Source organism: Pseudomonas sp. B21128 (assembly GCF_044218865.1).
Lineage (GTDB): Bacteria > Pseudomonadota > Gammaproteobacteria > Pseudomonadales > Pseudomonadaceae > Aquipseudomonas > Aquipseudomonas iridis.
This window is the reverse complement of the sequence record NZ_CP162590.1, coordinates 3,339,087-3,361,507: the sequence shown is the minus strand read 5'-3', so window position 1 is coordinate 3,361,507 and position 22,421 is coordinate 3,339,087. Positions and strand designations below refer to the sequence as shown.

Genomic DNA, 22,421 nt, shown 5'->3' with positions numbered 1-22,421 from the left:
GCGAACACACAAACAGATAACAGTGCGATTACAAAAACAACAAGAGCACTCTGTTTGGTTCCATCTCCCTGATTAAAATGAACATCCCTGCCTCCACCCTCTAACAGTAACAAATACAACAACGACTGTTCACCCCCTCCTCTGCGACCTTTTCTAACAACCCACTATTTAATTATTAAAAAGTTGGCCTTGTGCCACCTTGTTAGAACTCGTCAGACACCATTCCCGACAATAAATTAGTCTATTGACTGACGACAGTTCGGCCTATCGACGTTGTTATCTCAGAACACTCACTAGAACAAAAACAATACATCTGACTAACAACTCGGCTTTCAACTGTTGAAACCTGAATGGACGTCTTTTGGGGATATCGTATGGATCTTTCTCTTAGTATCAATCGAAGCACGGGCCTCAAGGGACTTACCTTCTGGGGACAATGGGCGCTGGCACAGGGCTTTATCGTAGCCCTGCTGTTTGTATTGGCGGAACAACACACGGGAACCGTCGCGTTCTACTACCGGATGTGCGCAACGCTGGCGGTGCTGGCATCGGTGCCGGCTTACACGTTCAGTGGCGTTTATCGTAAACGGGATAACTATCTGACGGGGCTGGGACGCCTGTTCATGGGCTGGTCCATGACCATGGCGGCGTTGGCTTTCATCGCGTTTGTGTGCAAGGCCGATGAGTTGTTCTCCCGGCAGGTCATCCTCAGTTGGGCGGTGTACGGCTTCCTCGGCCAGGCATTGTTGTACGCGCCGCTGCATGCGTTTTCGAAGTTCTACCAGCGTTCGCGTAAAAGCGAGCACAAGACCTTGATCGTCGGCACCGGTGAGTTGGCGCTGGGGCTGGCGAAGAAGCTGAGCCAAATTGAAAACCTGCCGCTGGTGGGGTTGATCAGCAACGGCGTGGTCCCTTCTCTTACCTCGGATGCACCTCGCGTGGTCGGCGCCCAGGAAGATCTGCTGACGTTGATCGAAGCCCACGATATTCGCCGTTTGTACATCACCCTGCCGCTGTCGGAAGCGGCGAAAATCGAAGCCATGTATGTCGACTTGCTCGGCGCCAACGTGGATGTGGTCTGGGTGCCGGACTTGAACAGCCTGACGCTGCTCAATCATTCGGTGAAAGTCGTGGACGGCCTGCCGGCGATCTACCTGAACGAGAGCCCGCTGACCAGCCGCCCGACCGCTGCACTGAGCAAAAGCCTGATGGAGAAAAGCGTCGCGCTGCTGGCGATCATCCTGTTGAGTCCGGTGCTGGCGATCATTGCCTTGGCCGTGAAGATCAACTCGCCGGGCCCGGTGTTTTTCAAGCAGGATCGCCACGGGTGGAATGGCAAGGTGATTCAGGTCTGGAAGTTCCGCTCGATGCGCGTGCACGATGACAAAGAGGTCAAGCAGGCCAGCCGCAACGACTCGCGCATCACCCCGGTCGGACGCTTCATCCGCCGCACTTCGCTGGATGAGTTGCCGCAATTGTTCAACGTGCTGCAAGGGCACATGGCGCTGGTCGGGCCACGTCCGCATGCGGTTGCGCACAACAACTTCTATTCGGGAAAAATCCTCGCTTACATGGCGCGTCATCGGATTAAGCCAGGCATTACCGGCCTCGCCCAAATCAGCGGCTGCCGGGGTGAGACCGACACCATCGACAAGATGCAGCGACGTGTCGAGATTGACCTGCAGTACATCAACAGCTGGTCGCTGTGGCTGGACCTGAAGATCCTGGTGAAGACACCGTTTACGTTGTTGTCGAAGGATATTTACTGAAGGTTGTCGTTAAAAAATGCATGACCGCAGGGGGACGAAAGTCCCCTTTTTTGTGCCCGGGATTTGGGGTCAGCCAAGATTGCCGTTGAATGTGCCGCCGTCATCGTTGGCAAGCCAGCTCCCACAGGGGTACGGATACATCCGCAATATCAACTGTGCCTGATATATGGCTATCGCCAGCAGGCTGGCTCCCAGAGAAAAACAAAAACACAAGCCCCACCGCCCTTGCTTCTCACCACTCCGCACGATGAGCGTTAGCTCGAGTGCGGTTCTTGATCTTGAAAGCCCGTCGGGAGGCTGAGTGCGGGGATTCATCCCGGAGCGAAGGAACCCCGAGCTTTAGCGAGTGGGCCGGACGTCAGGGCAAAGCCTTTTGGGTTACCTTTTCGCTGGGCCGGCACTCCGGCGTTTGGAAAAGGTGACCCGCCGTAAGGGCGAAACCCTTAGACGCCGTTACCGCAGCAACGGATAGGTACCCCAACCAACAAAAACATCATCAACCAAGCGGACGCCTTCGCGACCAAGCTCGCTCCCACAGTTGGACTGAGTGCACCCGCAAAAACTGGTCAGCTGACAGATAGCTATCGCCAGCAGGCTGGCTCCCACAGTTTGGACTCGGTGTATTCAGACAAAACTGGTCGGCCGGCAAGCCAGCCACACAGGTTGAGCCCTCGCAAGACCAATCATTACTCAGTGATCTTCTCAAAGTTGCGATAGAACATATCGTCATCGCGGCTATCAGTCATCGAGTGCAGTTGATAACCACGATTAAGCCGCGCGCCGCCGTCTCGGGTCAGCGGTGCCCAGACCAGGTTGGCCCGGCGCATGGTCGACATGCTCATCATTTCGTCGAACGGGATCGACAGATAGAGCCCCTTGTCGAAGCTACCTTCACCGTACTCGGCGCTGCTGGCCGTGGTTATCGTTGCCCAGGCGCCGACCCGCACACCGTTGGAAAACTCTCGGGAAATGTCCATCGTGCCGCCCCAGTCGCCGGCCAGGTAACGGCCGACGCTGACAGCCGCCAGCATGTCGTAAGGCAAGTCGGTATAACCGGTGACATGACCGGTCACCACCGAGTAATCACGCAGGCCGAAACCCTGGTCGAATTCACGCTGGCGCACGTAGTTGAGGTCCGCGCCCACCGACCAGCGCTCGCCGGTCGGGCGGAACAGCACTTCGCCCCCCACCCCGGCAAACATCGACTCCAGATAACCGCCGTAAACCATGCCGTACAAATCTTTATCCAACTGTTCGGTGTGGCTCAGCTGGAACATCGGCATGGTCACTTCCGACTCGGTCAGGTACCGACGCAAATCCGTGCGCACGCGCGGCAACCCGCTGGGTGCGTCGTAGGTGAACTTGTCGAAGTTGTTGATCAGGTTGGCACTGAGCAAACCGCTCCACCATGTGTTGCGGTTGAAGCGGTACTCGGCGTCCGCGTCGGCACTGAACTGATAGAGCAAACCGTCAGGGCCGCCGACGTTTTGCTTGAAGCCCAGACCCACGCCATAACTGAAGTGCTGCGGCGCTTCGCTGTAGAGGGTTTTCTCGTTGTGCGGCATCGCCGGATTGATTTCGGTGGTGCGGTGCAACGACAGCAGCGGCTCTTCGTTGTTGATCACTTCACGAAAGGTCTCGCGCGGCACGCTGGTTTCTTCCAGCGGCAGGTCGTAACGCTTGTTGACCACGGTGAACCAGTTGATGTCGTCGTTGACGCTGTTGTCGAGAATCCGGCTCGCCCGCCCGACCGCTTTGGACGAATGAAAATAACGCTGCTGCTCGCCATACACGATCAGCTCGGAATCGCGCTGAGTGATGCGCTCGACCTTGTAGCCGGCGTTTTGCTGCAACCGTTGCGAGACGTTGGCCCAGTCGACCTGCGCCATCGACGTGGTCGGCATCTTCGCCGGCAGCGGTTCGGGGGTTGGGTCGTAGGTCTTGGCCGGCGCCTTGCGGCTGACGAAATTGGTGTGAAATGTCACGCCGAACATCGCCGTGTTGCCGCGCTCCCACGCCGCACTGATGTCGACCGAATCCGCGACCTTGAACACCGCGCCGAAGTTGATCGGCGAGTCCTGCTTGATCACGTTGTCCTTCGGCTCGTGCTTGTAGTCGTTGCCTTCGTATTCGAGTTTCAGGCTCAGGCGATCCCATGGCGTCTGATAACTCACGCCGCCGAAGAATGAAGGTTTACCGCGAAAGTACGAACCTGAGTTGACGTCACCGGTGCCTTCGAGGGCAGGCCGGGTATCGAAGCGATCACTGGCATAGCCCAGCGGGTTGTCGATGTCGCCCCGATTGCCCAGGTAACCCCAGGCAATGCCGGCGCTGAAATCGAAATTGTCGTAACGCTTATTGGCGACGAAATATTCACTGGAGAACAAACCCGTACCGCCGATATCTCGGAAACCCAGCGCCACATCGGGCAGCCAATGGCTTTCCTGCCACAGCCGGACTTTGGCGTCGACCGCCTTATCCTTATAGCTTTGGCTGCCGCTGAGGGCCTCGGAGCCGTACGCCCGGTTGGTGATCGCGGTGTAGCGAAACGAGCCTTCGAGCCAATCCAGAGGCTGCAACGAAACGCTGTAACGGCTGTAAGGCTCGGTGCGGTTGGCGTTGACGCTCAACTCGCCGGCCGGGGCCATGCGCGCCGTCGGCGTCTGCAATAGGCCCGTGCCACCGAAGTCATTTTGAGTAATACGCGGCTCGGCATGGGCCAGACCAACGGGCAATAAAAACACAGCTGCAAAACGAAAATTCAACGAACCACCTCAGCCAATTGCGTGGCAATCAATTCGGCCAACTGCTGATTCAGTTCAGGAAGAGGCGGATCAAGATCATCATTTTTGACCGGCACCAGAATCTTGCTGCCGGCGACGGGCATGTGCCCGCTCTCGCGATTCCAGTGCGCGATACCGACGCGCCGCGAAACGCCGTTGGGCTGGATCAGCCACAGGTAATCGGCCTCGGCATCGCTCAGGATCGAACAGCCTTGCAGGTATTCGCGAGCCTCCTGCAGGGGTTGATACGGCAAGTGGCAAGGCGCGGCGACAGCACCGAGCACTTCAACTTCGTCGATGCGCTTGGGGTAGATCAGGCGATCGCCGTCGTCCAGCCGGATGTTGCGCGCGAAGCCGACTTCCACCGCGACCGGATCGAGATCGGCGATCTGCCGGCCAGTCACCGGCATCTGCCGGACTTGCTCGGTCAGCCGTTGCGCCAGCGCCACACGGCTTGGCATGTCATAGAGCAACGCCATGCGCTGCAAGACATCCAGATCGAACAGCACGCCGGCCTTGAGCCGCGCCTGCTCCTCCAGCAACGACTGGCACAGCAACACCCCCGCCAACCAATAACCTTCGGCATTGGGCACCGCTTCGTTGATCACATCGAGCAAGCGCCCACCCTTCGGCAGTTCGACCGGCCCGGGATTGGCGACATCGCCCGTCACCGTGACAGCGGCCTGGCTCACACCGGCAATCACCATCAGACACGCTGAAAAAAAGCCAAGACGCTTCACGGCAGATGCCTGCGATCAGGTGTCAGTTGCACGATTCTGACGCGCAGTTGCGAGGTCAGTTGCTGCTCACTCTTGAAGATGAAACCGTCACGCGGATCAACCCAATAACGGTTGGTCGCACTCAGGCCGATGGCCGGGGCGTCAATCTGCTCATCGACACGTAGCACGGTGTATTCCTTGTCAAGAATGTCGAGGGTTTCCGTCGAGCGGCGGGTGAAGCGACTGTTGACGATCACCCCGACTTCCTGGCCCTTGTAGAGGTCGATCCAGCGCCGCGAGGTAAAGCCATCGGCGACTTGATGCAGGCCTGACTTGAACGGCGAGTCATCCGCCAGACGCGTGCCGTCGAGATCGCCCTCAAGGCCCAGGCCAATGCTGCGCACGGCGAGGCCATCGCGCAGCAGCAGCACTTGCTTGCCGGAGGCGACCCAGAACTGCAGGTCTTCACGCTCGCGCACCAACGCCAGCACCCCGGAGCCGGACGGCGTGGTCAACTTGAGTTGCGGGTAGCTGACCTCGGCCACCTGGGCCGGCGTCACGTCCACTTCGTCAGGGCCGATCACTGCCGATTTGAGGTTGTTCAGCGACGCGCTCATCAGAGGGTTACAGCCACACAACAACAGGGCCGCCATCAGGCAGACACCCACTTTCAACGTGTTCACAGTCGGCGGCCTTATTTGCTGTTGTTACTGTATTCGCTCCAGTTCTTCGCAGCGGAAGCCCCGGTCCCGACAATCGACGCCGACGGCACCAATTGGCTGATGAAGCGGTTCCAGCGCGTCACGTTCGCAGGACCGACATAAACGACATCCTGCGGGCGCACCTCGAAATGCGTGGCGAGTGCCATGGCGGTCGGTGACTCGGCATTCAACTGGTAGATTTTCGCCGGCTCGACGTCGAGGTTCTCGACGCCGCGAATGACGTAAACCGCGTTGCCGTTGGAGGTGGTCTGGCTCAAGCCGCCAACCGAACCGAGCACATCGGAAAGGTTCATCGTCGCCGTCTTGAAGCTCAATGCGCGCGGCTGATTGACCTCACCCATGACGTAAATTCGCTTGTTGTCGTTGTACGGCAGGTACAACTGATCGCCGCCCTTGAGGTACACGCCTTGCAACTCGGAATCCTGATGATTGAGCGAGTCGAGATTGAGCGGATACACCCGCCCGTTACGCGTCAACAGCAGGCCGGACAAGTCCGCGTTGTTGGTATCGATGCCGGCCGAACCCAGCGCTTCGACCACGCTCAGCGGATTGGTCGAAATCGCCTGCGGGCCGGCCTTCGCCACCGCGCCGGTGACCACCACTTTTTGACTGGCGAAACGCAACACGGCGACGTCCACCTGCGGCTCGGCGATGAACGCCGACAGCCGTTGTTCGATGTCAGAGCGCAGTTGCTGGATGGTCCGCCCGGTGGCCTGGACTTCCTTGATAAACGGGTAATACAGCGTGCCATCGGAGCGCACCAGACGGCCGTTGGCATCGATCTGTTGCTGCGCACCGGACGGCGCTGTCAGCTCGGGGTGATCCCAGACCGTGATGTACAAGACATCGTTATTGCCGATGCGGTACTCGGCCGGGGTCGTCAATAGCTCCGGCGGCAGCGACGTACGCTTTTGCGTGGCGCGGGTGGTGGAGATCATCTTGGGCGTGATCGGAATCAGCTCGACCCGGCTGCTCTCACTGGCACCCTGGCGGGTGATGTCGCTGGTGCTCAGGTATTGGCCGGGGGAAAACATGCAACCTTGTAAAGCGAAACTTGCCAACATTAAAAGAGAAAAACTACGAGTCATAATGGCACTACGCTATTCAAGGGCGGATCTAAAAAAAGAAGTCACCCGACTTGCGTCGGGCGACCCGTACTGCACTAACAAAAACCGCTGTTAGTTATGCGTGCCGGTTGTACCGGTGGTACCCGTCGTACCGGTGGTACCGCCGTTGGCACTGCCACCGCTGTTGGACGCCGCTACTGCACTGGCAACCATTGCAGTACTGGCTGCAGGGGCTTGCGAAGCCGCTACACTACCGCCCACATTGGTCACCGCAGTAAGCGGCGCTTCAGCTGCGGCAGCCCAGTTGCTCAACATCGTCAACAGGGCAACTGCCATCACTTTCTTCATATCAACTCCTTTCTAACATTCGACCTGTTAAAAACCGGCCGGTGCTAGAGGTGGTAGAGTTCAAGTCCGCGAAAAATGCGAACAAGATCCGTTGTTCTTTCACAGTCTTACGCAACTGATAAAAGTCGAACGGCAGGTTTATATCTACGGACTTGCAAAAGGCATTTCCAGCGTATTTTCCCGACGATATCTAACACCTGACCGAAACTAACATTGGACATCAAAACGACATTATCGGAGATAGCCCTTCGGATGGTTCGATTGCCAGCGCCACGTGTCGGTGACCATGTCCTGCAAGTTACGCCTGGCTTTCCAGCCCAGCTCTTGCGCAGCTTTGGACGCGTCGGCCCAACTCTCGGCGATATCCCCCGAACGTCGCGGCATCACCCGGTACGGTACGGGTTGTCCGCAGGCCTGCTCAAAAGCACGTAACACTTGCAACACGCTGTAGCCATCGCCGGTGCCGAGGTTCCAGGTATGAATGCCGCTGCGTCCGGAAATCGACTGCAAGGCTTTCAAATGCCCGTCAGCCAGGTCGACCACGTGAATGTAATCACGCACACCGGTGCCATCGACCGTGGGGTAATCGTCACCAAAAACCGACAACTCTTGCAGGCTGCCCACCGCGACCTGGCTGATATAAGGCAGCAGGTTGTTGGGAATGCCGTTCGGGTCTTCACCCATATGGCCGCTGTGGTGCGCGCCGATCGGGTTGAAGTAACGCAGCAAGGCGATGCTCCAGCGCGGCTCGGACTGGCACAGATCACGCAGCACGTTTTCGACGATCAGCTTGGATTGCCCGTAGGGATTGGTCGGAGTACCGGTCGGAAAGTCTTCGCGGATCGGCATCTGCGCCGGCTCGCCGTAGACCGTGGCCGATGAGCTGAACACCAGGCGAAACACCCCCGCCGCCGCCATCGCCTGACACAACGTGATGCTGCCGCTGACGTTGGTCTCGTAATACTCAAGCGGCTTGCGCACGCTCTCGCCGACCGCTTTGAGACCGGCGAAATGCAGTACGCCGTCGATGGCATGCTCATTGAATATCCGGTCAAGCAGCGCCCGATCGCAGACATCACCGCGAATCATCTGCGCACTTTTGCCGCAGATGGCTTCCACCGCATGCAGTGCGGCATCGCTGCTGTTGCAAAGATTATCCAGCACGACAACTTCATAACCTGCTTCAAGCAGCGCAAGTGTGGTGTGCGAGCCGATATAGCCGGCGCCACCGGTTACCAGAATCTTCATAGCGCGGTCCGTGATTGGATAATTAACAAGTAGCGTGTCAAGCCTGTTGTTGTGGAGATGTGTCGCAATCCACACAAAACAGACGACAACAACCGAAAACAAAACGAGCTCAATGACTGGCAATAAATATTTTTGCAGGTCACACTGTATTGCCCGGTACTTATTAGCACTGCAAGTGCATTCATCACTATCAACAGATACCGACTAAAAATAACTAATAACGCACCAGCCGACATCTCATAACATTGTCGCGATTTACCGGCGCATTCAATTGCTATTAATAACCTGACTCAGGTATTAAAGCAGTCGTTCAATAACTATTAAAACTTGCACTCCTTCGTTAGTGCGCGCACCCGTTGGCTGTGTTCCATGACTGTCCAGGATACTTTTATGATTCGTAAATGTTTGTTTCCCGCTGCCGGATATGGCACGCGTTTCTTGCCAGCCACCAAAGCCATGCCCAAAGAGATGCTGCCGATCGTCAACAAGCCGTTGATCGAGTACGCCGTTGAAGAAGCGCGAGACGCCGGCTTGCAACACATGGCCATCGTCACCGGCCGGGGCAAGCGTGCGCTGGAAGATCATTTCGACATCAGCTACGAACTCGAACACCAGATCCGCGGCACCGAGAAAGAGAAGTTCCTTGCCGGCACCCGCGAGCTGATCGACACCTGCACCTTCTCCTACACGCGCCAGGTAGAAATGAAAGGCCTGGGCCACGCGATTCTCAGCGGTCGTCCGTTGATCGGCGACGAGCCATTCGCCGTGGTTCTGGCCGATGACCTGTGCCTGAACCTAGAAGGTGATGGCGTGCTCACGCAGATGATCCAGCTCTACAAGAAATTCCGCTGCTCGATCGTTGCGATCCAGGAAGTCCCGGCCGATCAAACGCACAAGTACGGGGTGATCGCCGGCGAGCTGATTTCCGATGGCATTTATCGGGTCAACAACATGGTCGAAAAACCGGCGCCGCAGGACGCACCTTCGAACCTGGCGATCATCGGTCGCTACATCCTGACGCCAGACATTTTCGACCTGATCGCCGACACCCAACCGGGCAAGGGCGGCGAGATCCAGATCACCGACGCCCTGATGAAACAGGCGCAAAACGGTTGCGTACTGGCCTACAAATTCAAGGGCCTGCGCTTTGACTGCGGCGACGCCGAGGGTTACCTGCAAGCGACCAACTTCTGCTACGAAAACGTCTACCTCAACGGCCGCTGAGACGGCTCCGACACCCACCGCCCACTTTTCATTTCAGGCAGGCCTCTATGAACATTGCACAACATTCGGCAGACATTGAACATGAGGTGGGCAACCTCGGGGTGGTCAGTTGGTTGTCGCGTCAGCAGCCGTTGCCCAGCGCCAACGAATCCTGGCTGGGCAACATTTTGCTGGTGGAGCGCATCGGCATGTTTCCGTCCTCTGGCGACATTCGCCGGCCGCTGGCCGATCCCTATCCCCTGCTCGCTCACCTGAAAAAGCTCTATGGCGAGCAGGCGCTGGAAATCGATGACCACGACGGCCTGAAAGTGATTTTCAGCGATTGGCGCTTCCGGGTGCGCATTTGCTGCAACGACCCGGCGATCATCATCAACGTGGAGACGCGTTGTGATACGCGGTTGATGCCACAGAAGCTGACAGAATTGCTCGACCACGTCGACGCATTCGCTTAATTCACGCCCCCCTCTGTAGGAGCTGCCGAAGGCTCCTACAGGGTTCATTTGTCGCAACGGTCCTTGGCACCAGTGATCCAGCCATAGAAATAATCGGCAATCACCTTGCCGCCCGTGGCCGGCACCGGATGAATCTTGTCCGGGCCGATCATCGCAGCCGCGTAGAGTTTGACGTCGCTGCCGAAAGCGCATTGCAGATTGGCGTACCCCAGATGTTGGGACTGCGCCCAAGGCTGCAAAACCTGCGCATAAGCCGACATCGGATAGGCGCTGGAGCGCGTGGTGTCCTGACGCATGATCAGGTTGATGCTCGCCGCTGGCTGAATCTCGCGGATCATTGCCACCAGCCCCTGCACGTTGTGCAAATACGTCTCGGGCTTCACGCCAAAGCCCTGATCGTTGCCACCGAGCATGATCAGATAAACGTCGGCAGGAATCTTCGACACGGCGGCTTTCCACTGTGTCTGCCACTTCGGATCGCTGTGGTAGAAGTCAGCGGAAGCCGCGCCGGACGCCGCCAGTTTGGACACCCGCACGCCGCCCTGATCGTTGCTCATCCACAGGCCGAACAGGGTTGGCGCGCCGTTCACCACTTCGAGCCGGAACGCCCAATCCGCCGCGGTCGACGTGTCAGGCAGTGGCACCTCTTGTACGCCGGAACCGGCGAGCTTCAAGGGTTTCCAGTCTTGCGATGGCGTCCAGCGATAGCGGATCTCACTGGACTCACCGTTGCCCAGATAAAGTAATTTCGCTTGAGTGACGACGGTGTTGATCGCCGGTGTCGGGCTGGCCTCGACCTGCAACCATGCACCGGGCCGCCCCGTCACCGTTCGGCTATCGGGGCTGGCCTGGCCGAGCCCGGAGACCTTCCAGTCGCCGCCAAAGTACTTCTCGCTGCTGCGGGTGTATTTGAAGTGTGTGCCGCCCAGCGCTGCGCCGTGGTTGAAACCGACGTAGCCAGGCCCGGCAAAACCCACCTCCCCGGCCACCCGCTGCACCAGTTTGTTCACATAGAAATCCTGTCCGGCGCTGTAGCTGTCGCCGATCACCGAGACTGCCAGCACCTTGCCGGCCTTGCCTTCACGCCACCGGGCAAAGCGCTCGCGCGCATCACCTACCTCAACCACTGCGGCCGCAACCGGCGGAGCGTCATCAACTGCCAACATGCATAAATTCCTTCATTCAGTGACGGCCCCTTCGCGAGCAAGCTCGCTCCCACAGGGTTTGTGGTCATCCATTAAATCTGTGCATACCAATAAACCTGTGGGAGCTGGCTTGCCAGCTCCCACAGGGATGGTGTGACTTACAGGGATGATTGGGTTGGCACCACCGGGGTGATGGGTTCCAGTGGTTTTTTGCTTGCCGCCCGCTCCCCCAGAAACAGCACGGAGGTGAAATTGAACCGACTGAAAACCATCGACAACACCACAGGTCCAAGCAACCCGCACGCCACGCCGCCGAACACCAGCACGCTCTCATCCTTCACGCCCAAACGTCCCAGGACAAACCGCGAAGTGGCGGCAAACAAAACATGGAACAGGAAAATCGCATAGGAATAACCGCCCAGCCAGGTCAGCCACTTCGAGCGCATATCGCTCGACAGCAGCGCGAAGCAGGACACGCAACCCACCGTCAGACCCATCACACTACGGCGATCGACAATCAGCTCGCGATCCACCGCCGCGACATACAACAGCGTCAGCGAGATCAGCACAAACACCAGCGGCCCGATCATCTTGAAGCGCTGTCTCAACGCGTCGACGCTCTCTTGGCCGATCATCCCCGCGACGAAAAACGGCAGCAGGTAGATTGCGCCGTTGATGCCGAACGCGTCGAACGTGAACGGCGGCAGCAGAAAAATCGCCGCAGCAAAGGCAAACAGCAGATACAGGCGCGTGGGCGAACGCAGCAGACCACGCCACTCCATCAAGCCGACGAACATGAAAATGATGAACACCGCCTGCAAGAACCAGAAGTGGTTGATCGGCACCCAGAACGACAACAACGCGTCGATCACACCGACCTCCTTGTTCACCCCCGGGCCGACCGCTTGCAGCACCGAGAACGGCACGCCCACGCAAAACAGCGGGACGATCAGCCGCCGAACCTTGCCGGTGAAGAACGCGGAAAAGTCATTCCCGCGGATTTTGTAAATCGAGTAGATGTAGCCGGAAATGAAGGTGAACAGCGGCATGCGCACGTACACCATCGAGTCGGCGAGCACTCGAAACGGTGAGCCCAGATCGATCTTCAAGCCGCCGCCCAACGGGCCGATGACGTGATAGAGCACCAGCAGCAGGCACGCCAGGCCGCGCAGGGTTTCGATCTCCAGGGACTTTTTCTTGCTCGACATAAAGCACCTGCCTCAATTCAGAATTCTTGATTCAACCTGCACCGGTTTGTTCGCGCGCAGCATCAATCCCAGGCCGACGAACAGCACTGGCACGACCATCGAGAAGTGCCGGGCGAAGGAGCCGAAGTCCGGCTCGAACAAACCCTGCACCAGCAAAAACGCCAGCGGAATCGCGATCAGTTCCTTGGGTTTGGTCTGGATCGGCGTGCCCTTGTAATCGGTGGAGGTGATGACTTTGAACAGCAGCAACGCGGTCATGATCATCAAGGCGACGAAGATCGCCTGACCCGGCCCGGACAGCAGAATCAGCTCCACGGGGAACGACAACCGGAAGAAGATGATCATCGAGTCCAGCGCTTGGGAGACGAAGTCACTGCCGCTGAGCCACGACACGATCAACGATTTCGAGCCCTCCTCCCCCGCCGTGCGCAACTCGTTGTTACTCGCGCGAATCGACGACACCGGAAACCCGAGCGCCAACTGAATCGCCATGGCGACTGCCAGATAGAACATGAACAGCATCAGGAAAAAGGTCATGCGCGACACATACTTCTTCATCACACAGACGCCGACCCAGGACAGCGAAAACAGAATCCAGTAGGGCCGGATCAACACGCCGTAGATCACCGCCGACAGGAAAAATCCGCCGCGATATTTACGCGTCAACGAGCTGAGCAAAATGCTCAGCACCGCCACCGAAACGATGATTTCCTTGGTCAGGTTTTCCAGAAAAAACGAGCGGACGATGCCCCACAGACACAAGGTGCCGAAGATCGCCAGGGGCATGCGCCGAAACACCACCACCGGAATCGCCGTGAGGAAGAAGTTGCAGAACATGCCGTAGGCCCAGGCATTGGTCAGGTTGATCCCGGTGGGCCGCAGCAGGAACGCCGAACACTCGTAGGAGGAGCGATCCGGCGAGAACGGATTCCAGAAATTGCAGTTGTCGGCGCGAGCATAGGACGACCATAACGTCATGGCATCCGGCCCGGGCGCGCGAGGGACCAGCAGCGGCATGGCCACCGACAGAAACAGGCCGGTGAAGAGGATCAGGAACGAGACGTACGAATCGAGTTTCTTGCCACGAAACTCGATGCACGGCAGCTTCAGGCCCATGACACAGCGGCCTTCTTCGCGCCCGTCACACGGGTCAACACGGCAATCACGCCCAGTTGCACGATGATCGCAAAGACGTTGCCCCACGCCGCGCCATAGATCGAATAGTGCTTGATCAGCAGGTAGCTGACCGGCACCGAAACCAACAGGCAGATTGCCGCGCTGGCGAGTGACACGCGACTGTTTTTCGAGGCACTCAAACCGCCCCAGACGATGTCGCCAATCGCGCGCAAGGCGAAGGAAAAGATCAGCACAGCGAGGATCGCGTTGTCCGGACGTGGCACGCTGGTCGCGACGTAATCGAGCACCACGTTGAAGAACAGATAAATCGCCACTGCCACCACAGCGGACACCGTCAGCGAGCGCATGACCCATTTGTTGACGAACAATTGCCTGACCGTGAACGCTTGCTGATCGGCCTGAAAACGTTTGGCCAGCACCGGAATGCCGACCACCGCCACCACCGCGTAGGACAACGCTTGCAAGGTGTTGGCCGCCGACCACGCGTACACGTATTTACCGAGGCTGGCGTAGGGTTCGAGGTCGATGATCAGAAAGCGCTCGGCGTACTGACTCAACGCGATCAGACCGGTGCCGAGGTAGAACGGCAATCCGGCCTTCCACACCGTCGCGGTGGCCAGCGTTCCGGCTTCTCGCCCGCGATGAACGTTCACCACAATCAGGTAGCCGGCGATGATCACCAGCACGTTGGCGACCCCCCACAGCCACAACACGCTGGCAATGCCCGACACCCAGCCGAGCATCATCCCGCCCACCGCCAACAACGCCCACAGGCCGGTCTTGATGAAGAACAGCAGCGCGCCCGCCGTGGCTTTCTGCGCGGAAAACACGAACGAGTTGATTTCGAACGACAGGTGTTCGGTGAGCAATACCAGGGTCACGCAGAGGATCAGCGCCATCGGCGCCTCGACTGCCTGGAACACCGAATAAATCAGCACTGTCACCACCGACAACACCAACCCCACCGCCAGATACAGCAGCAAAACCTTGTCGACGACCCGGCGCGAACTGCCGCCGACACTGATCAGCCGATTGATTTCCGAACTGAAGCCGACGCTGTAGAACTTCGAGGCAATCAGCGATGCCGCGACCACCACGCCGTAAAAGCCCAACGCTTCATAACCGAGGTAATGAGTGATCGCCAGCACCAGCAAAAACTTCGCGCCCAACGCTCCGCCGCGAAGCAGTAGCCGAAATATCATCGAACGATCCCTTTGATGATCTCGTCCATGGCCACGGTTTTTGCCTCGATCTCGCGGCAGGTGTCGGTCAGGCGTTTGCCGAAATTCGACAACGCGTTCGGCGCGTAAACCGTGTTGATGATGGTGTCGACATTGATGTCGCCGCCGTTAATCACCCAGTCCTCGACACCCATGTCCTGATAGGCGCCGAAGCCTTTGCGCTCGTAGCTGATGTGATACGCCGGCACGCCCGAGAGCAGCGATTCGATCGCGCCGTGCAAGCGCACGGAAATCACCAGATCCGGCTGATACTTGGCAATTGTCTCCTTCAGCGACAGCAAGCCTTCGCTGATGCCCAGTTCGCGATAGAACGCGCCGTCATCGTTGCCACGCACGGCACTTTGCACGGCGCAGACCACTTTGCTTTTGTTCTTCAGGCGTTGCAGCAACACCTTCAGATTGGCGACGTAGGCGACCTTCTTTTCCTTGCTCCACTCTGGAGGCTTGCGCAGCACGACGCACACCGTGGCCGGCGACGCGGCGCAACGGGTGAACTTGGGTTGCTGCAGGATTTTGCTGGCCAACGATTGCACGGCCAGATCCGGCGCGCGATAGACGTTTTCACAGGCATCGAAGATCGCCGACGAACGATTGTCGCGCACGAACACTGCGTCGGCGCTGGCGTAATGCTCGACGATTTTGCTGCTCTCGCCATGGAACGGGCCGATGCTTTGCGGCAGATACACCGACGGCACTTTGCTGAGGATCGCGGTTTCCAGTTGCTTGGCGTGGCCGAGTTTCAACTTGATGTGCTCGAACGCACTTTTCGAGCGCATGTAACCGCCGCCGACGCCGACGATCAGGTCGGTTTTGCGCAACAGATCGGCGAGCCCTGCGTAGGACTGTTTGAGAAACACCGCTTGCTTGACCCGCCCCAGTCCTTTGGCCGCCATGACCGGCGCGTCAAAACGTGGGTGCGGCAAGTAGCTGAAGGATTGCGGATCGGACGCCACAACGCTGATCGCGGTGTCGTCACCAAAGTTGCGCTGCACCAGGGCAATGGCCAGATCGACAAGAAGACCGTCACCGGAGTTGGACGCACTGTAGCCATGCAAAATCGTTACGTTCATAAGCTTGAGTTCTACTTAATAAGTGGGAGCGCGATACAGGTCGTAGGTCTGGCGGATCATCAACGCGGCGCTGAAACGCTCGCGGACAATGCTGCGGCCCTCGTTGCCGAGGTCGAGCAACCGCGGCTTCTGGATTTTCGCCAGCACGTCCGCCAGCGCCTGGTGATCACCGGTCGGGAAGACGTAACCGGACACCTCGTTGCTGACCAGTTCTGGCAGTGACGTGCAGTCACTGGCGATCACCGGCAGCCCCATGGCCATGCCTTCCAGCGGCACCATGGCAAAACCTTCCCAGCGACTCGGGACGATCAACGCATCGGCTTGTTGATACAGCGCGTGCACTTCACTCGGTGTGACCCACGGCAGGTATTCAACGCCATGCATGGGCGGGCACTCGACAACGTCCTCGTTGACCGCACTGCCGACCACCGTCAGTTTCAGATCGCTGCGCTGCACCTTGGCGTAGGCCTTGAGCAACACGTCGAAGCCTTTCTGGTAGTCGAGGCGGCCGACAAACAACAGATGAATCGGCTCGGGATTGGCGATTTTTGCCGCCTCGTCCCGGCGATGAATGCCGTTGTAGATCAGGCGCATACGCTTGCGCTCGATGCCGAAACTTGCGGCTTTATCGAGCTCGTATTGGCTGACGCAAATGATCACGTCGGTGACCTTCTGCAAGACACGCTCGATCCACGCATAAACGTTCTGCTTGATCGGCGAGCTTTCCATCAGGAACGAAAACGCATGCGGGCAGTAGACGATTTTCGACTTGCGCCACGGTCGCAACAGCACGCAAACGCAACGGCCGATCACCCCGGAAAAAGTACTGTGCAGATGCACCACATCGGGTTTTTCCTTGAGCATCACCTGTGCCAGGCGCCAGGCGAAACGCAGCAGCGACGGCACGTTGCGCCCGGTTCGGGCGAAGGTGCGAATCTGCTGCGCAGCAATGCCGTGCAGCTCTTTTTCCTGATCCTGCGGGACCAGATAAACCAGCCCGTAATTGGCCGCATCGTCTTCGGGCGACGTCGAAATCGTGCGAATGACCGTCGCAACGCCACCTTTTATCGTCTCAGCCACGTGCAGTATTTTTTTCACAACCACCCACTCCAAATTTAGAAAAATCGCGGCGAATCAGGATTTGTCGGAGGCGTATTCGTAGTTGTAATAGCCGTAGCCGCCGTTGCCGTAGTAACTGGCCGCGCGCTTCTCGACGCCGTTGAACACCGCACCTTTCAACTCGATGCCGTTCTGCGCAAAGCGGCGAATGGTCAATTCGATTTCCTTGGCCGGGTTCACCCCGAAACGCGTGACGATCAGGCTGATGCCCGCCTCACGGCCAACAATGGCCGCATCGGTCACCGCCAGCAGCGGCGGCGTGTCGATGATCACCACGTCGTACAGCTCGCTGAGCTCTGCCAGCAGCTCGCGGAAATTGGCGTGCATCAACAGCTCGGAAGGATTGGGCGGCACCTGCCCGCGACTGATGAAATGCAGGTCAGCGCCTTCGATTTTTTTGATCGACTGCTCGAGGCTGCAGCGCTTGACCAGCAGGTCTGACAGACCATTGGCGATGGGTACGTCGAGGGTCTTGTGCAGATGCCCTTTGCGCATGTCGGCGTCGATCAGCACCACACGCTGACCGCTTTGCGCCATGACGGCGGCAAGGTTGGAAGAGACGAACGTCTTGCCGACCTGCGGGCTCGGCCCGGAAATCATGATGCGGTTGTTGGTCGAGTCGAGCCCGGCGAAGTGCAGGCAGGTACGCAGGCTGCGGATCGACTCGATGGACAGATCCGTCGGGTTGCGCAACGCCAACAGGTACGCCGGTTTGTCCACGCCATCGCGGGCGCGCCCCTTTTTGCCGTCCTCTTCCTGTTGCAGCGCGCTGTAAGGAATCGACGCATACACCGGCAAGCCAAGTTGCTCGATGGCCTCCGGCCCTTCCAGGCCGCGACTGAGGGATTTGCGCAGCAACACCAGGGCGACGCCGACGAAGGCGCCGAGGAAGGTGGCGATAAGCACGATCAGGGCTTTTTTCGGTTTGACCGGACTGGTCAGGTCGACATCCGCCGTGTCGATCAGGCGCACGTTGCCGACTGCGCCGGCACGCACGATGTCCAGTTCCTGGGATTTGTTCAGCAGTTGCGTGTAGATCTGCGAGGCCACTTCAACATCGCGGGTCAGGTTCAACAGCTCCTGTTGCGTGGCCGGCAAATCCTGAACCTTGCCTTCAAGCGACTTCTGCTGTTGCGTCAATTCGCCGATCTGGCTCATCAGTGCGCGGTAGGCCGGATGCTGTTTGGTGAACTTGCGATCCATCTCCGCCTGCTGCATTTTCAGCTCGGAAATCCGCGTTTCGAGCGCCACGGACTGACCGAGCACCGACTGGGTTTCCAGGGAGATGTTCACGGTCTTGCCGTGCGTCTGGTAGGCATTGAGCGCATCACTGGCCTTGGCCAGATCACGTTTGACCTGCGGTAGCTGGCTCTGCAGGAAAGCCAGGCTCTGCGCCGCTTCGGCAGACGTGCGGCGCACATTCTGCTCGACGTACAGCGCCGCGATCTTGTTGAGGATCTTCACCGCCTCAGGCGCGTCGGCGCTGGCCAGCGCGAGGCGAATGATGCCCGACTCTTTGCCCTGCTCGGAAATATCCAGTGCATCCTGATAACTCTGGATGGTCACGATCCGTGGATTGCGCACCACCTGGAACTGCGTGCCAGGGTTGGCCGACAGATGAGCGATCAGCCCTTCTACGTCATCCTGGGCGAAGGCTTCACCCACAACAGCGTCTACCAGCACGTTGTCGTTTTCATCGAGCAGCTTGAAGTGATGCTGTTCGCCGGCAATCAGCGTGAGCTTCTTGCCCAGCAGTTCTTTTGGCAGGTCGAGCCGGGCGATCTCGACACGCTCGCCGCCCCACGCATAGCTGTTCATGCCGAACCGTGGCGGCGCAACGCTGAACTCGGTTTCACCGCGATAACGGCGAGCGAGAAAACCGCCAATCACCGGAAAAGTATTGGGGGTGACGTCGATATCCAGACGCAGGTCATCGACGGTTTTGCCGATCACCGCGCGCGACTTGATGATGCCAATTTCGGTCACCGACGGCGATTGCCCACCGAGCATGCTGTTGAGGTCGGAGAAACCGAGCATGTCGTTCTTTTTCGGTTCGACCTGCACCAGCGCGTTCGCCAGGTACACAGGCGTGGCCAACACCGCATAGGCAACGCCGGCAGCCATAAAGGCACCGGTGAGTGCGCCGATCAACCATTTCTGGTCTATCAAACTGCCGAATATGCCGAGTAGATCAATACTGTCTTGATCGTTGTCACGGTTGGCGATTACTGACGGTAACTGCATAAGTCTGTTCTTACCATTCACTGATCTGAAGAATATTGATCAACGTACAAGACGTTGTGCCCATGCGCTGACAGCATCTTCAATCAATGCATGGGCATGAATAAAAGCGGCCTTGCCTTGACGGTATGGATCTTGTATCTCTCGTTCGCTCTGCCATTTACCGAGCAGAAAGACTTTGCCCCGCGCATGGGAGGCAATATTCAATACCTGGTTAACGTGTTGTTTTTCCATGACCAGAATCAGATCTGATTCATTGACGATGTCTGAGGTCAGTTGCCGCGCCTTGAAGCCTTCGGCGCTATGCCCGTGGTCTTCCAGAACCTGCCGCGCCGAAGCTTCAACGCCTTCTCCGACACGTGCCGCTAGGCCGGCAGAGGTCACCGAAATTGCTCCGGGGGCCAGCGCGTTACGCAGCAACAGTTCTGCGGTAGGACTTCGGCATATATTGCCAACGCAGACGACAAGGATCTTTTTGAACAAGGTTTACTTTCCTGTGTAATATCAAACTGCCAACATCTAGAGCGAACTTTAATGAACCCACTAGATCTTCCCGCACTCAGAAATAGATTCGCCCTGTTAGTACCGGAACACTAAGTACCACAGCGTTTAAAAGCCCCCCAACCAGAATTAGCGGACTAATAATAACTGTGATTTTCACGCGGATTATTTCCGACAAAAAATAACATTCGCGCACTTTGCGAGCATGTTAGTTTCGATAAAAAGGTAACGAGAGAACTATTCGACGTCGTCATCCTCATGGAGAGCAGACATGAAATCAGCCCATCTAAAACGCCTGAGTGCCTCACTCTTGTTGGTGCTCAGTGCTGCAAATCACACTCAGGCCAGTGAACTTTTCCCCAACCTGCCCGGCAAGACGTTCGGCATCCAGGTCAAAATCCAGAACTTCACCGCAGCCGATGCTGCCGAGATCAAAGCCGCTGGCTTCACGTTTGTGCGTTTCGGCGTATGGAGCGACAGCCTCACCGCCAAGGCTTATCAGAAGCAGGTCAGCGATGCCTTTGCAGCCGCACAATCCGCTGGCCTGCCGGTGTTGCTGACCGTGCGCGCGATCAAGCCGTTGACCCCGACACCCGACAACGTCGATGAACTGACAAAGGCTGGCGAATCGTTCGCCACCGCACTGACAGGCTTGGAGAAAACCTACAGTTCACAACTGGTGGCGATCGAGATCTGGAACGAACCCGATCTTGAAACCTACTGGCCAACGCGCAATTTCGCTACGACGTTCGTGCCGTTCATGAGCGCCGTGTGCAAGTCGTTGCAGGCCACAGCGCAAACCACGCCAGTGGTCGGCTTCGGTCTTGCCCGTGCACCGACCGCAGGCTCTGCGTCAACGGTGGCGCTTAACAGGATCGTCAGTGAGTACCCGAAATGCCTCGACGCGATTTCCTATCACCCGTACGGCATGACGGCCACGCAAATCAGCAATGCACAGTCGTTTATCCAGCAAAATTTTCATCTGCCCGGGGTCATCAGTGAATGGGGCGTATCGGCGCTCAGCTCCAATGGCGGCATCGACGGCCAGGCCAGCAAGGTCAGCGCGTTTATCGTCGATGTGAAAAAGCTCAATATCCCGTTGACGTCAATTTACGAATGGCGCAATAGCGAATCGGGCAGTAACGAACGCGAGAAGAACTTCGGCCTGCTGACCACAGACGGGCAACCGAAACCGGCGAAAATGGCCGCCGCCACTCAGCTGAACATGCAGTAGACCCTGTGCGACTGATCTGTACGCAGGTCAGTTGCTTTGAACCTGTCAGGGGTTTTGACGTCGTATTCATCGATACCGCGCCCCGCCTTTCAAACAATCGTTTTCAGGTTGTTGCCTCAGGGGCCATCGATCCACGTACGCGCCCTTGAGTGGCTGTCAGCGCTCGGGTAATGTCGTCAGACCCACAGGACAGAGCACACCCATGACTTCCAAGCTGGAACAACTCAAACAATTCACCACCGTTGTGGCCGACACCGGCGACCTCGAAGCGATCTCCCGGGTCAAACCGGTCGACGCCACCACCAACCCTTCCCTGCTGCTCAAGGCTTCGGCCATTGCCGGTTATGCCGAACTGCTGAATGCTTGCGTCAGCGACTGCAAGGGCGATGTTGGCCTGGCCAGCGACCGTTTCGGCGTTGCGGTGGGTCAGGAAATCCTCAAAGTAATCCCGGGCCGTATCTCCACCGAAGTGGATGCGCGCCTGTCGTTCGACAAGGACGCCGTGCTGAAACGCGCGCATCGCCTGATCGAGCTTTACGACAAGGCCGGCATTGGCCGCGACCGCGTGCTGATCAAGATTGCTTCGACCTGGGAAGGCATCCGTGCCGCCGAAGTACTGGAGAAGGAAGGCATTCAGACCAACCTGACCTTGCTGTTCTCCTTCGCCCAAGCAGCAGCTTGCGCCGATGCCGGTGTGTTCCTGATCTCGCCGTTCGTAGGCCGGATCTACGACTGGTACAAGAAGGCCAACGGCAACGACTACACCGGCGCCGATGATCCGGGTGTGCAATCCGTCACGCGCATCTACAACTACTACAAGGCCAATGACTACAAGACCGTGGTCATGGGTGCGAGCTTCCGCAACCTCAACCAGATCGAGCAACTGGCTGGCTGCGACCGCCTGACCATCAGCCCGGACCTGATCGACAAACTGGCGGCCGACACTGGCAAGCTGGAGCGCAAACTGGCGCCAGGGCACGCGGGTGAAGCGCGCCTGAGTCTCAATGAAGCGCAGTTCCGCTGGTTGTCCAACGAAGACGCGATGGCCACCGAGAAACTGGCTGAAGGCATTCGTCAGTTCGCCCGAGACCAGGAAAAGCTCGAGGCGCTGCTGCAAGCCAAGCTGTGATCTAGTTCGGCAAATGCAAAAAGGGCGAACCTTGTTGGGTTCGCCCTTTTTTATTGGCTAGATA

General features: G+C 58.0%; 19 protein-coding genes. 5 read left to right on the top strand and 14 right to left on the bottom strand.

Annotated elements, in window-relative coordinates; all coding sequences use genetic code 11:
• Positions 1-374 precede the first annotated feature (374 nt).
• Positions 375-1,769, top strand: a complete 1,395-nt coding sequence (locus tag AB4P91_RS14975) for an undecaprenyl-phosphate glucose phosphotransferase (protein WP_395603090.1) — start codon at positions 375-377, stop codon at positions 1,767-1,769.
• A 686-nt stretch (positions 1,770-2,455) separates the two neighbouring features.
• Here AB4P91_RS14975 and AB4P91_RS14970 read toward each other — a convergent pair.
• The 6 genes from AB4P91_RS14970 to galE form a co-directional block, all read right to left on the bottom strand.
• Positions 2,456-4,534, bottom strand: coding sequence for a YjbH domain-containing protein (locus tag AB4P91_RS14970; protein WP_150592499.1), 2,079 nt, complete (start codon positions 4,532-4,534; stop codon positions 2,456-2,458).
• Entirely contained in the window at positions 4,531-5,259 is a 729-nt protein-coding gene (locus AB4P91_RS14965; RefSeq protein ID WP_395604965.1) for a capsule biosynthesis GfcC family protein, read from the bottom strand. Before AB4P91_RS14965 ends, AB4P91_RS14970 begins: the two co-directional genes overlap by 4 nt.
• Positions 5,260-5,288: 29 nt before the next feature.
• Positions 5,289-5,954, bottom strand: coding sequence for a YjbF family lipoprotein (locus AB4P91_RS14960; protein ID WP_395603089.1), 666 nt, complete (start codon positions 5,952-5,954; stop codon positions 5,289-5,291).
• A gap of 11 nt (positions 5,955-5,965) precedes the next feature.
• Positions 5,966-7,027, bottom strand: coding sequence for a polysaccharide biosynthesis/export family protein (locus AB4P91_RS14955; RefSeq protein WP_395603088.1), 1,062 nt, complete (start codon positions 7,025-7,027; stop codon positions 5,966-5,968).
• A gap of 144 nt (positions 7,028-7,171) precedes the next feature.
• A complete protein-coding gene (locus AB4P91_RS14950; protein ID WP_016775457.1) occupies positions 7,172-7,408 on the bottom strand; it encodes a hypothetical protein in 237 nt (78 codons plus the stop codon).
• A 231-nt stretch (positions 7,409-7,639) separates the two neighbouring features.
• On the bottom strand, positions 7,640-8,656 hold the full coding sequence (gene galE, locus AB4P91_RS14945; protein ID WP_395603087.1) for a UDP-glucose 4-epimerase GalE: 1,017 nt from the start codon (positions 8,654-8,656) through the stop codon (positions 7,640-7,642).
• Positions 8,657-9,046: 390 nt separating this feature from the next.
• Between galE and galU the strand changes: the two genes are divergently transcribed.
• A complete protein-coding gene (galU, locus tag AB4P91_RS14940; protein WP_395603086.1) occupies positions 9,047-9,880 on the top strand; it encodes a UTP--glucose-1-phosphate uridylyltransferase GalU in 834 nt (277 codons plus the stop codon).
• Positions 9,881-9,927: 47 nt separating this feature from the next.
• Entirely contained in the window at positions 9,928-10,332 is a 405-nt protein-coding gene (locus tag AB4P91_RS14935) for a mannose-1-phosphate guanylyltransferase (RefSeq protein WP_395603085.1), read from the top strand.
• Positions 10,333-10,376: 44 nt separating this feature from the next.
• Here the strand turns inward: AB4P91_RS14935 and AB4P91_RS14930 are convergent, their stop codons facing one another.
• The 8 genes from AB4P91_RS14930 to AB4P91_RS14895 form a co-directional block, all read right to left on the bottom strand.
• On the bottom strand, positions 10,377-11,498 hold the full coding sequence (locus tag AB4P91_RS14930; RefSeq protein ID WP_395603084.1) for a GDSL-type esterase/lipase family protein: 1,122 nt from the start codon (positions 11,496-11,498) through the stop codon (positions 10,377-10,379).
• A 137-nt stretch (positions 11,499-11,635) separates the two neighbouring features.
• Positions 11,636-12,685: an acyltransferase family protein gene (locus tag AB4P91_RS14925; RefSeq protein WP_395603083.1), complete on the bottom strand. Its 1,050-nt coding sequence runs from the start codon at positions 12,683-12,685 to the stop codon at positions 11,636-11,638.
• A 12-nt stretch (positions 12,686-12,697) separates the two neighbouring features.
• Complete coding sequence (locus AB4P91_RS14920; RefSeq protein WP_042560133.1) at positions 12,698-13,801, bottom strand: hypothetical protein; 1,104 nt, start codon at positions 13,799-13,801, stop codon at positions 12,698-12,700.
• On the bottom strand, positions 13,792-15,024 hold the full coding sequence (locus tag AB4P91_RS14915) for a polysaccharide biosynthesis C-terminal domain-containing protein (RefSeq protein WP_395603082.1): 1,233 nt from the start codon (positions 15,022-15,024) through the stop codon (positions 13,792-13,794). The genes AB4P91_RS14920 and AB4P91_RS14915 overlap by 10 nt, the downstream gene beginning before the upstream one ends.
• Positions 15,021-16,133: a polysaccharide pyruvyl transferase family protein gene (locus tag AB4P91_RS14910; protein ID WP_150598076.1), complete on the bottom strand. Its 1,113-nt coding sequence runs from the start codon at positions 16,131-16,133 to the stop codon at positions 15,021-15,023. Before AB4P91_RS14910 ends, AB4P91_RS14915 begins: the two co-directional genes overlap by 4 nt.
• Before the next feature lie 15 nt (positions 16,134-16,148).
• Positions 16,149-17,231 carry a glycosyltransferase gene (locus AB4P91_RS14905; protein WP_395603081.1) on the bottom strand — a complete coding sequence of 361 codons (1,083 nt, stop codon included), beginning with the start codon at positions 17,229-17,231 and terminating at the stop codon, positions 16,149-16,151.
• A 36-nt stretch (positions 17,232-17,267) separates the two neighbouring features.
• Positions 17,268-19,496, bottom strand: a complete 2,229-nt coding sequence (locus tag AB4P91_RS14900; RefSeq protein WP_395603080.1) for a polysaccharide biosynthesis tyrosine autokinase — start codon at positions 19,494-19,496, stop codon at positions 17,268-17,270.
• 39 nt (positions 19,497-19,535) lie between these two features.
• Positions 19,536-19,976: a low molecular weight protein-tyrosine-phosphatase gene (locus AB4P91_RS14895; protein WP_150592511.1), complete on the bottom strand. Its 441-nt coding sequence runs from the start codon at positions 19,974-19,976 to the stop codon at positions 19,536-19,538.
• Positions 19,977-20,265: 289 nt separating this feature from the next.
• On the opposite strand from AB4P91_RS14895, the gene AB4P91_RS14890 reads away from it, so the two are divergent.
• Together AB4P91_RS14890 and tal are read left to right on the top strand one after the other, a co-directional pair.
• Positions 20,266-21,228, top strand: coding sequence for a cellulase family glycosylhydrolase (locus tag AB4P91_RS14890; protein ID WP_395603079.1), 963 nt, complete (start codon positions 20,266-20,268; stop codon positions 21,226-21,228).
• Positions 21,229-21,430: 202 nt separating this feature from the next.
• A complete protein-coding gene (gene tal / locus AB4P91_RS14885) occupies positions 21,431-22,357 on the top strand; it encodes a transaldolase (RefSeq protein WP_047302215.1) in 927 nt (308 codons plus the stop codon).
• Positions 22,358-22,421: the final 64 nt, after the last annotated feature.